The sequence below is a fragment of the Xanthomonas hortorum pv. pelargonii genome (assembly GCF_024499015.1).
Taxonomy (GTDB): Bacteria; Pseudomonadota; Gammaproteobacteria; order Xanthomonadales; family Xanthomonadaceae; genus Xanthomonas; species Xanthomonas hortorum_B.
Genome location: NZ_CP098604.1, coordinates 3,665,111 through 3,675,185 on the forward strand (window position 1 = coordinate 3,665,111; position 10,075 = coordinate 3,675,185).

Here is a 10,075-nt window from a genome sequence, read left to right on the forward strand (position 1 = left end):
ACGGCGTGGCGAATGCGGCGTGTCTTCACTGATAAGGGCAATCACACGTAACGATGATTGCCCAGTGTGCTCTCTGCGGCCGGGGACAGTCGATGTCGCCAAACCGTTCGGGGAACCGGGCGGGCGCGATGCCGCCGCGATTCCCGAATCCCCAATCCCGGCTCTTAAAAAATATCGAATGCCTTCTCGTCCTGCTGTTCCTGCAGGCCGTAGTCGTAATCCTGCAGACGATCCAGATCTTCGTTCTTCACCCATTCCACCGCACCGTTGATGGTGGCCTGGGTCATGCCGTCGGGCGGGTCGTTGGCGGCGATCGGCTTGTCCTTCAGCGCCACGCGCATGTAGTCGATCCAGATCGGCAGTGCGGCCTTGCCGCCGTACTCGCGATAGCCGAGCGAGCGGAAATCGTCGCGACCCACCCATACCGTAGTGGCGTAGGGGCCGCCGAAACCGGAGAACCAGGCGTCGCGGTGATCGTTGGTCGAGCCGGTCTTGCCGCCCACGTCCTCGCGCCCCAGCACCTTGGCCGCAGTGCCGGTGCCGCGCTGGACCACGTCGCGCATCATCGAGACCAACTGATACGCAGTGCGCTCGTCGATGGCGCGCGGTGCGATCTTGGTTTCGGCAACGGCTGCCGGGGTGGTCTCCGCTGGCGTGGCCGGCGCTGCGGTCGCCGGTTCGATCGACTTGGGCAACGCAGGCGCGCCGAAGTTGAAGCCGTCCACCACCTGGCTCACCGGTGCGGCGGTGCCGCCCTGCGTCGCGCAGGTGCGGCAGGCCACGGCCGGAACTTCCTTGAAGATGACGTTGCCGTCGCGGTCCTTGACCTCGTCCACGATCCAGGTCTCCACCCGTGAGCCGCCGTTGGCGAACACCGCATAGCCACGCGCGACCGACAATGGCGTCAGCGATGCGGTGCCCAGCGACATCGACAGGTTGGGCGGCAGCTCAGCTTCCTGGAAACCGAACTGGCTGATGTATTTGCGTGCGAAATCGACGCTGATTGCATCCAACAGCCGCACCGACACCAGATTGCGCGATTGCACCAATGCCTCGCGCAGGCGCATCGGGCCGCGGAAACCGCCGCCGTCGTTCTGCGGCGACCAGGTCTTGCCGCGGCGGTCGCGGAACACCACCGGCGCATCGAGCACGATCGAGGCCGGATTGAAGCCCTTCTCGAACGCGGCCGCATACACGAACGGCTTGAAGCTCGAGCCCGGCTGGCGACGCGCCTGGGTGGCGCGATTGAACTTGTTGCCGGCAAAGCTGAAGCCGCCGACCAGCGCACGCAGGGCGCCGCTGCTGGCGTCCAGCGATACCAGCGCGGCCTGGCCGCGCGGCAACTGGTCGATGATCCACTCGCCGTCTTTTTCGCCGGCGCGGATGCGGGTCAGGTCACCGCGCGTCAGCAGCTTGGCCGGCGTCTTGTTGGTCCAGCGGCTGGCGCTGGCCGGCAAGATCAGCTCGGTCTTGTCGCTCTGCACGACCGTCACCCCGCCATCGGCATTGGTGCGCGCCACGATCACCGCGCGCATACCGCCCTGGGTGAACGCGCCGGCCAGATGCTTGGCCAGGGCCGGTGCATCCGCATCGGCGGCGACATCGAAATGCTGCTCCACGCCGTGCCAGCCATGCCGGTGGTCGTACAGGCGCAGGCCTTCGCTGATCGCCGCATCGGCGCCGGTCTGCAGCGTTGCGTCGATGGTGGTGGTGACGTGGTAGCCCTTGTTGAGCACATCGCCGCCGTACTTGGCGATCATTTCCTGGCGCACCAACTCGGCCACGTAAGGCGCATACACCTCGACCGGCGGCTCGTGCGGCTTGGCGTGCATCGGCACCGCCTTGGCGGCATCGGCTTCGGCCTGAGTGACAAAGCCCAGCTCGGCCATGCGTTGCAACACATAGTAATCGCGCCGTTCCTGCGCACGCTCCGGGTTGCTGATCGGGTTGCCGCTGGACGGGAACTTGGGGATACCGGCCAGCGAAGCCATCTCATCCAGGCTCAACTCGCTCATCTTCTTGCCGTAGTAGTACTCGGCCGCGGCACCCACGCCGTAGGCGCGATTGCCGAAAAAGCTCTTGTTGAGATACAGCTCGAAGATCTCGTCCTTGCTCAGTTCACTCTCGATCTTGCGCGCCAACAGGATCTCGGCGAGCTTGCGGGTGTAGCTGTACTCGGAACTGAGGAAGAACTGGCGCGCCACCTGCTGGGTGATGGTCGACCCACCCGGCACGCGCTTGGCGTCGGTGGTGGCCAGCAGCCAGACCGCACGGCCGATGCCTTTGTAGTCCACACCTCCGTGCTGGTAGAAGCGCGCATCCTCGGTGGCCAGGAAGGCCTGCTTGAGGCGCAGCGGCACGTCCTTCATCTGGATCGGGTAGCGCCGGGTCTCGCCATACACGGCCATCAGGCGGCCGTCGCTGGCGTAGACGTACATCGGCTCCTGCAGCTCGACCTGCTTGAGCGACTGCACGTCCGGCAACTTCGAGGAAATGGCGTAATACAGGCCGCCGGCAGCAATAGCGCCAAGCAGTGCGAGCACGACGAGCGTGGCCAGGATCCAGCCCAACCAACGGCGAATACGGGGCATGTAAGAGAGATTCCGATTGCAGATTTCTTGGTCACAGAGTATAGATGACGCCGAGTTTGGCTGGGGCCGAACTCTGGGGATCGCAGAGGATAGCGCTGGGGATCACGTCGCGGGGCCATTGCTTTGCGCGTGAAGGGCTTGTCAACTGTTAAAATTTGATTATTAATACGCGGGCGCAGACATGCGTCCAAGTGCCCGTCGGCAGGGGAGTTTCCGTGGGGCTTCTACCCAAGAGTCAATCGCCACTGATTGGTGTCGATATCAGTTCCACTGCGGTCAAGCTCTTGCAGCTGTCACGTAGCGGGAATCGTTTTCGCGTGGATCATTACGCGGTGGAACCGTTGCCGCCGAACGCGGTCGTGGAAAAGAACATCGTCGAAGTGGAGGCGGTGGGCGAAGCCATTCGCCGCGCCATCAATCGTTCCGGCAGCAAGGCCAAGAACGCGGCTGCGGCCGTGGCCGGGTCGGCGGTGATCACCAAGCTGATCCCGATGCCGGCCGATCTGGACGACAGCGATATGGAAGCCCAGGTCGAACTCGAGGCCACCAATTACATTCCGTACCCGATCGAGGAAGTGAATCTCGATTTCGAGGTGCTTGGCCCGATGCCCAACAGCCCGGACATGGTCCAGGTGCTGCTGGCTGCCTCGCGTTCGGAGAATGTGGAACTGCGCCAGTCCGCGCTGGAACTCGGTGGCCTGGTTGCCAAGGTGATGGACGTAGAGGCATTTGCGGTCGAAAACGCGTTTGCCCTGGTCGCCAGCGAGCTGCCGGTGGCCGCCGATGCAGTGGTTGCGCTGGTGGACATCGGCGCGACCATGACCACGCTGAGCGTGCTGCGTTCCGGTCGCAGTCTGTATAGCCGCGAGCAGGTGTTCGGCGGCAAGCAGCTCACCGATGAAGTGATGCGCCGTTACGGCCTGACCTATGAAGAAGCCGGCTTGGCCAAGCGCCAGGGCGGGTTGCCGGAGAGCTACGAGGTCGAAGTGCTGGAGCCGTTCAAAGAGGCGACGGTGCAGCAGATCAGCCGCCTGTTGCAGTTCTTCTACGCGGGCAGCGAATTCAATCGCGTCGACTGCATCGTGCTGGCCGGCGGTTGCGCCGCGCTGTCGCGCCTGCCGGAGATGGTGGAAGAGCAGCTCGGCGTGACCACCGTGGTCGCCAACCCGCTTGCACAGATGACGCTCGGCCCGAAGGTTCAGGCCCATGCGCTGGCGCTGGATGCGCCTGCATTGATGATTGCCACCGGCCTGGCCCTGAGGAGCTTTGACTGATGGCAAGAATCAATCTATTGCCCTGGCGCGCCGAGCGCCGGAAGGCGCGTGAGCGTGAGTTCTATTCGATGCTCGGCTTCGCAGCGCTTGCTGGCGTGCTGCTGTCCGGACTGATCTGGTTCTATTACGACGCGCAGATCAGTGGTCAGACCGAACGAAATGCGTTCCTGACCACCGAGATCGACAAGGTCAAGGCGCAGAACGAAGAGATCAAGGAACTCGACAAGAAGAAGGACCGCCTGCTTGCGCGCAAGAAGGTCATCGAGGAGCTGCAGGCCAATCGCTCGCAGATGGTGCATCTGTTCGATTCGCTGGTGCGCACCATTCCCGATGGCGTGGCGCTGACCAATATCAAGCAGGACGGCGACATCCTGACCCTGGAAGGTCGCTCGCAATCCAATGCGCGCGTCAGTGCCTACATGCGCAACCTGGAAGGCTCGGGCTGGATGACCAATCCTGATCTATCGATCATCGAGGCCAAGAGCCAGGACAAGGCCGGGCAACCTGCGGGATCGTCGATGGAAACCAAGGCGCTGCCGTACGTGTTCACGCTCAAGGTCAAGTTGGCCAATCCGAATGAGGCCGACAAGAACGGCACCGCGCCCGCGGTTGTGGATCCGGCTGCGCCGGGTGCAACGCCTACTGGTACGACGCCTGCTGCTCCTGCAGCGGCGCCTGCGCCTGCAACGCCGGCGAGCGCACCTGCGGCAGCACCGCAGCCGCCAGCGCCGGCGCCCGCCAATCGGCCGCAGCAGGGGGCAGCGTCACGAGCAAGAAATCTTTCAAGCTCAGCGATCTGGACTTCAACAACATCGGCGGTTGGCCGCAGCAGGCACGCATCGTGTTCTGTGTGGTGGTTGGTCTGTTCATCCTGGTGCTGGCCTGGTTCCTGTTGATCAGCGGCAAGCGCGATGAACTCGAAGGCCTGGAAGGCACCGAAACGCAGCTGCGCACCGAGTTCGAGACCCAGCAGGGTCGCGCGGTGAATCTGGAGCCGCTCAAGCAGCAGCTCGCGCAGATGGAACAGGTGCTGCAGCAGATGCTGCGTCAGCTGCCCAGCAAGACCGAGATGCCGGACCTGATCATCGACATCTCGCAGACCGCGTTGTCCAGCGGCCTGTCCAACGAGCTGTTCCAGCCGGGTCCGGAATCGCCGAAGGAGTTCTATGCCGAAAAGCCGATCGCGCTGCGCATGGTGGGCAGTTACCACCAGTTCGGTGCCTTCGTCAGCGGTGTCGCCTCGCTGCCGCGCGTGGTGATCCTGACCATGCACGACATCAACCTCAAGCCGAAGGACCCCAAGGCCGGTATCACCCCGCGCGGGGCTCTGGAACTTTCCGGCACGGTCAAGACCTATCGTTATCTGGACGATGAGGAAATGGCCGAGCAGGAAAAGGCTGCGGCCGACGCTGCGAAGAAGGGCGGCCAATGACCATGAAACTGCTCAAGATCCTGTCCTGCGTGGCGTTATTTGCTGTATTGCCGGCGTGCACGCGCGGTGTGACCAGCACACCGGGCAATGCGCCGAATCTGGAAGCCTGGGTTGCCGAGGTGCGCGCACGTCCGGCGCCGCCGTTGGAGCCATTGCCGGTGATGCAGCAGTTCGAGACATTCGAGTATGCCGCGCAGGTGATGCGCGACCCGTTCAGCGATGCCTGGGTCACTGCGGAAGGCAGCAACGGTACGCGTCCGGATCCGAACCGGCGCAAGGAACCGTTGGAAGCCTATCCGCTCGACGCCCTCGACATGGTGGGGACCATTGGCGGTGGGTCGGGCCTGATTGCGCTGGTGATGGCGCCTGACAAGGTGACTTACCGGGTGCGGCCGGGTGTGTATCTGGGACAGAGCGATGGCCGGGTGACCGGGGTCTACGAAGACCGCATCGAGCTGATTGAACTTGTGCCGGACGGTGCGGGTGGATGGCTTGAACGGCCGGCCGCACTCGCATTGGATGATCAATAAAGTGATAGGGGATAGCACGATGACGTTTTCCAATGCCCGGCGGCTGCGTCCGGTTCGACGCCACGCGATGTTCCAGGCCTGTGCGTTGGGGTTCGCGCTGGCAGTGGCGAGCGGCAGCGCGTTCGCAGCGGCGGCGCTGAAGCAGCCTGCGCAGGATCCGGCCAAGGTCGCTCCGGCGAGTCTGGCGGTGTCCAAGATCGATTTCAAACGTGGTGAAGATGGTTCTGGCCGTCTGATCCTGCAGTTCGACGGCCAGGGCGCCAGCCCGGATCTGCGCACGCAGGGCGACAGCGTGCTGGTCGACATCAGCAACGCCCGGCTGCCTGCCGAACTGCAGCGCCCGCTCAACGTCACCGACTTCGCAACGCCGGTGCAGCGCGTCGAAGTGAAGCCGTCCGGTTCCGGTTCGCAGCTGGTGCTGTCGACCAAGGGTGCGTTCGATTCGCTGGCCTATCAGACCGGCAACGAATACGTGGTCGAGATCACCCCGCGCAAAGGCCAGCCTGCGGTTGGCGGCGTGAGCCCCGCAGCGGTCACCCAGGCAGCAGCGCAGATCGCTGCGCGCGGCTATAGCGGCCGCCCGGTGACGTTCAACTTCCAGGACGTGCCGGTGCGCACCGTGCTGCAGCTGATCGCCGAGGAATCCAATCTCAATATAGTCGCCTCCGACACCGTGCAGGGCAATGTCACGCTGCGCCTGATGAACGTGCCGTGGGACCAGGCGCTGGACATCGTGCTGCGCGCCAAGGGCCTGGACAAGCGCCGCGACGGCGGCGTGGTGTGGGTCGCCCCGCAGCCGGAGCTGGCCAAGTTCGAGCAGGACAAAGAAGACGCACGCATCGCGATCGAGAATCGCGAGGATCTGATTACCGATTACGTGCAGATCAATTATCACAATGCAGCTGTGATCTTCAAAGCGCTGACCGAGGCGAAGGGGATTGGTGGTGGCGGTGGTGGCGGTCAGGGCGGTGGCCAGGGCGGCGGCGGTGCAGGTCAGCAGGACAATGGTTTTCTATCTCCTCGTGGCCGGTTGGTTGCCGATGAGCGCACCAATACGTTGATGATTAGCGACATCCCGAAAAAGGTCGCGCAGATGCGCGAGCTGATCTCGCATATCGACCGTCCAGTGGATCAGGTGTTGATCGAAAGCCGCATCGTGATCGCGACCGATACGTTTGCGCGTGACTTGGGCGCACGCTTTGGAGTCACCGGTGCGACGGGTCGGGGTATTTTGAGTGGCTCCCTGGAAAGTAACGTCAACTACCTTAATACCTCTGCACAATCTCGTTTGGAACAAGCCAACGGCGGTACGGTTACGACACTGCCGGCGCATCTGTTTCCCTCTGGTCTGAATGTCGATCTGGGAGCTGGCGGCTTTACCAACAGTGGTGCGGCTGGGCTCGCCTATACCTTGCTGGGCTCCAACTTCAATCTGGATATCGAGCTGTCGGCAATGCAGGAAGAGGGGCGCGGCGAAGTCGTATCCAATCCGCGCATCGTGACTGCCAATCAGCGCGAAGGCGTCATCAAGCAGGGTCGAGAGATCGGCTATGTGACCATCAGCGGTGCGGGTGTTGCAGGCGGTGGGTCGCAGGCTAACGTGCAGTTTAAGGAAGTTCTGCTTGAGCTGAGAGTGACCCCCACCATTACCAATGACAATCGTGTCTTCCTCAATATGAATGTCAAGAAGGACGAAGTCGCACGCTTCATCACTTTGCCGCAATACGGCACGGTGCCCGAAATCAATCGTCGGGAAGTCAATACCGCGGTTCTGGTGGCCGACGGTGAAACGGTGGTGATCGGTGGCGTTTACGAATTTACCGATCGGGAAAGTGTTTCAAAGGTTCCGTTTTTGGGAGACATTCCATTCCTGGGCAACCTGTTCAAGAAACGTGGGCGCAGCAAGGAGAAAGCCGAGCTTCTGGTCTTTGTGACTCCAAAGGTATTGCGGGTCGCAAACGCAGCACGGTAAGCGTGCTGGATGTGAGGGGGGCCGCGAAAGCGGCCTTCTTCTTTTCAGTTCATGCACTCGAATTCTATGCGCAGTGCGCTCATCTGCGTTCCAAGTTGAGAGGCTTACCTGGCTGGAACAATAGGCGATCGACGCCGTGGTTTTTTCTGTGATGTGCCCAGGAGAGCCGGCCAGACGCGGTATGGCCGGCAGCGTGACCTTAGTCGCTCACTGAACATCCCGATGCCATTGAGTGAACCAATCGCGCTCGAATCGGTCACACTGAGCCTATGAACGCACCGCCGCTGCTACCCCCAGAAGCCGCCGCCGCGCCCACCGAGGACCGGCTGCATCGTCAATTCACCTTGCTGCGCGAGTCGCTGACGCAGCGCATCGTGGGCCAGTCTGCGCTGGTCGAACGGCTGCTGATCGCCTTGCTGGCCGATGGTCATTTGCTGGTCGAAGGCGCGCCCGGGTTGGCCAAGACCACTGCAATCCGGGCGCTGGCCTCGCGGCTGGAAGCGGATTTCGCGCGGGTGCAGTTCACCCCGGATCTGCTGCCTTCCGATCTGACCGGTACCGAGATCTGGCGCCCGCAGGACAGCCGTTTCGAGTTCATGCCGGGGCCGATCTTCCATCCGATTCTGCTGGCCGACGAGATCAACCGTGCGCCGGCCAAGGTGCAGTCGGCGCTTCTCGAGGCGATGGGCGAGCGCCAGGTCACTGTGGGCCGGCATACCTATGCGTTGCCGCAGCTGTTCCTGGTGATGGCGACGCAGAATCCGATCGAGCAGGAGGGCACGTTCCCGTTGCCCGAGGCGCAGCTGGACCGTTTCCTGATGCATGTGCGCATCGGCTATCCGCAGGCCGACGCCGAGGCGGAGATTCTGCGCCTGGCGCGCGAAGCCGCACGCGATACGCTGGAAAAGCACGAGACGGTGCCCGACAAGATTCCGCTGGAAGACGTCTTCGCTGCGCGACGTGTGGTGCTGGATGTGCATCTGGCGCCGCAGCTTGAGCGCTATCTGATCGAGATCGTGCTCGCTTCGCGCGATGCGCAGCGCTACGACCCGGCATTGGCGCGGCGGATTGCCTGGGGCGCGAGCCCACGCGGTTCGATCGCGCTGGAGCGCTGCGCACGTGCGCGTGCGTGGCTGGCGGGGCGCGACTACGTGACGCCGGACGATATCCGCGCGATTGCGCCGGACGTGCTGCGTCATCGCGTGCTGCCCAGCTACGAGGCCACCGCCGAAGGCTGGGATGGCGAACGCCTGGTCGCCGCCCTGCTGGAAAAGATTCCGCTGCCCTGATCGGGTAGCGTGTCGCTGAGGTATGCCGCCCTCTCGCCAGAATCCGATGTCTTCGATGCCGTCTCCGCCCCCTGCAATTGTTCCGTCGTCCGTCGCCGGCGATGGTCTGCGCCCGATGCTTGCGGAGTTGATCGCGCTGCGCGGCACCGTGACCCATCGCGGTCAGCCAGGCCGTGGCCGGCATGGCTTGGTGGGGCCGGTGCCGGCGGCAACGCGCGGGCGTGGGATGGAATACGCCGAATCGCGGGAGTACGTCGCTGGCGACGATGCGCGGCATATCGATTGGCGCGTCACCGCACGCACCGGGCGAGCGCATACCAAACTCTTCCAGGCCGAGCGCGAACGCTTGAGCCTGATCGTGGCCGACACCGCGCCATCGCTGTTCTTCGGCACGCGGGTGCGCTACAAATCGGTGCAGGCCGCGCGTGCGGGGGCCGTTGCGGCGTGGTTGGCGCAGCGGCAGGGCGACCGCATTGCCGCACTGCGTGGCACTGGCAATGAAGCACCGATCGCGCCGCGTTCGGGCCAGCGCGGCGTGTTGCCGGTGCTGGACGCATTGGCGCGCTGGTATGCGCAGCCGCCGTCGGGCGATGCCGGGCTGGATGTCGCATTGGATCATGCTGCACGCTTGCTGCGCCCCGGTGCGCGGCTGACCGTGTTGGCCGATGCACGTAGCGCCAGCAAGATCTCGGAGGCGCGCTGGTCGGGCTTGGCATTGCATCACGAAGTCGTGGTGATCGTGCTGGTCGACCCGTTGGAATTGGCACCACCTGCACGTGCACTCACCTTCGATGTGCGGGGCGAGCGCATTGCGATCGATCTCTCCACGCAGGCCGGACGCGCGCGCTGGCAGGCCGAATTCGTCGCGCCGCTGGAACAACTGACGTCGGTATTGCAGGCACGCGGTGTGCGCTGGCATCGCCTGTCTACCGACGATGCCAGCGATGCCTGGTTGGGCGGCGGTACTGCCGTGCGGGGACGATGACG

At 63.6% G+C, this 10,075-nt stretch carries 8 protein-coding genes; 7 read left to right on the forward strand and 1 reads right to left on the reverse strand.

The features are described from left to right. Positions 1 to 164: 164 nt before the first annotated feature. Positions 165 to 2,591 carry a penicillin-binding protein 1A gene (locus NDY25_RS15855; protein WP_168958755.1) on the reverse strand — a complete coding sequence of 809 codons (2,427 nt, stop codon included), beginning with the start codon at positions 2,589 to 2,591 and terminating at the stop codon, positions 165 to 167. A gap of 215 nt (positions 2,592 to 2,806) precedes the next feature. Here NDY25_RS15855 and NDY25_RS15860 point away from each other — a divergent pair, with 215 nt between their 5' ends. From NDY25_RS15860 to NDY25_RS15890, 7 genes are all read left to right on the forward strand, one after another. Further along, entirely contained in the window at positions 2,807 to 3,865 is a 1,059-nt protein-coding gene (locus NDY25_RS15860) for a pilus assembly protein PilM (RefSeq protein ID WP_043909467.1), read from the forward strand. Continuing rightward, entirely contained in the window at positions 3,865 to 4,761 is an 897-nt protein-coding gene (locus tag NDY25_RS15865) for a PilN domain-containing protein (protein ID WP_256627558.1), read from the forward strand. Before NDY25_RS15860 ends, NDY25_RS15865 begins: the two co-directional genes overlap by 1 nt. Continuing rightward, a complete protein-coding gene (locus NDY25_RS15870) occupies positions 4,662 to 5,297 on the forward strand; it encodes a type IV pilus inner membrane component PilO (RefSeq protein ID WP_256628002.1) in 636 nt (211 codons plus the stop codon). The genes NDY25_RS15865 and NDY25_RS15870 overlap by 100 nt, the downstream gene beginning before the upstream one ends. Next, positions 5,294 to 5,827, forward strand: a complete 534-nt coding sequence (locus NDY25_RS15875) for a pilus assembly protein PilP (protein ID WP_168958757.1) — start codon at positions 5,294 to 5,296, stop codon at positions 5,825 to 5,827. Before NDY25_RS15870 ends, NDY25_RS15875 begins: the two co-directional genes overlap by 4 nt. 19 nt (positions 5,828 to 5,846) lie before the next feature. Continuing rightward, positions 5,847 to 7,799, forward strand: a complete 1,953-nt coding sequence (locus NDY25_RS15880; RefSeq protein ID WP_074058175.1) for a type IV pilus secretin PilQ — start codon at positions 5,847 to 5,849, stop codon at positions 7,797 to 7,799. Between the two features lie 269 nt (positions 7,800 to 8,068). Then, a complete protein-coding gene (locus NDY25_RS15885) occupies positions 8,069 to 9,088 on the forward strand; it encodes an AAA family ATPase (RefSeq protein WP_023902584.1) in 1,020 nt (339 codons plus the stop codon). Positions 9,089 to 9,110: 22 nt separating this feature from the next. After that, positions 9,111 to 10,073, forward strand: coding sequence for a DUF58 domain-containing protein (locus tag NDY25_RS15890; RefSeq protein WP_168958758.1), 963 nt, complete (start codon positions 9,111 to 9,113; stop codon positions 10,071 to 10,073). Positions 10,074 to 10,075 lie beyond the last annotated feature (2 nt).

Coding starts and splice junctions, on each gene's coding strand:
- NDY25_RS15855 (WP_168958755.1), bottom strand. CDS start 2,591: ATGCCCCGTATTCGCCGTTGGTTGGGCTGGATCCTGGCCACGCTCGTC.
- NDY25_RS15865 (WP_256627558.1), top strand. CDS start 3,865: ATGGCAAGAATCAATCTATTGCCCTGGCGCGCCGAGCGCCGGAAGGCG.
- NDY25_RS15875 (WP_168958757.1), top strand. CDS start 5,294: ATGACCATGAAACTGCTCAAGATCCTGTCCTGCGTGGCGTTATTTGCT.
- NDY25_RS15880 (WP_074058175.1), top strand. CDS start 5,847: ATGACGTTTTCCAATGCCCGGCGGCTGCGTCCGGTTCGACGCCACGCG.
- NDY25_RS15885 (WP_023902584.1), top strand. CDS start 8,069: ATGAACGCACCGCCGCTGCTACCCCCAGAAGCCGCCGCCGCGCCCACC.
- NDY25_RS15890 (WP_168958758.1), top strand. CDS start 9,111: ATGCCGCCCTCTCGCCAGAATCCGATGTCTTCGATGCCGTCTCCGCCC.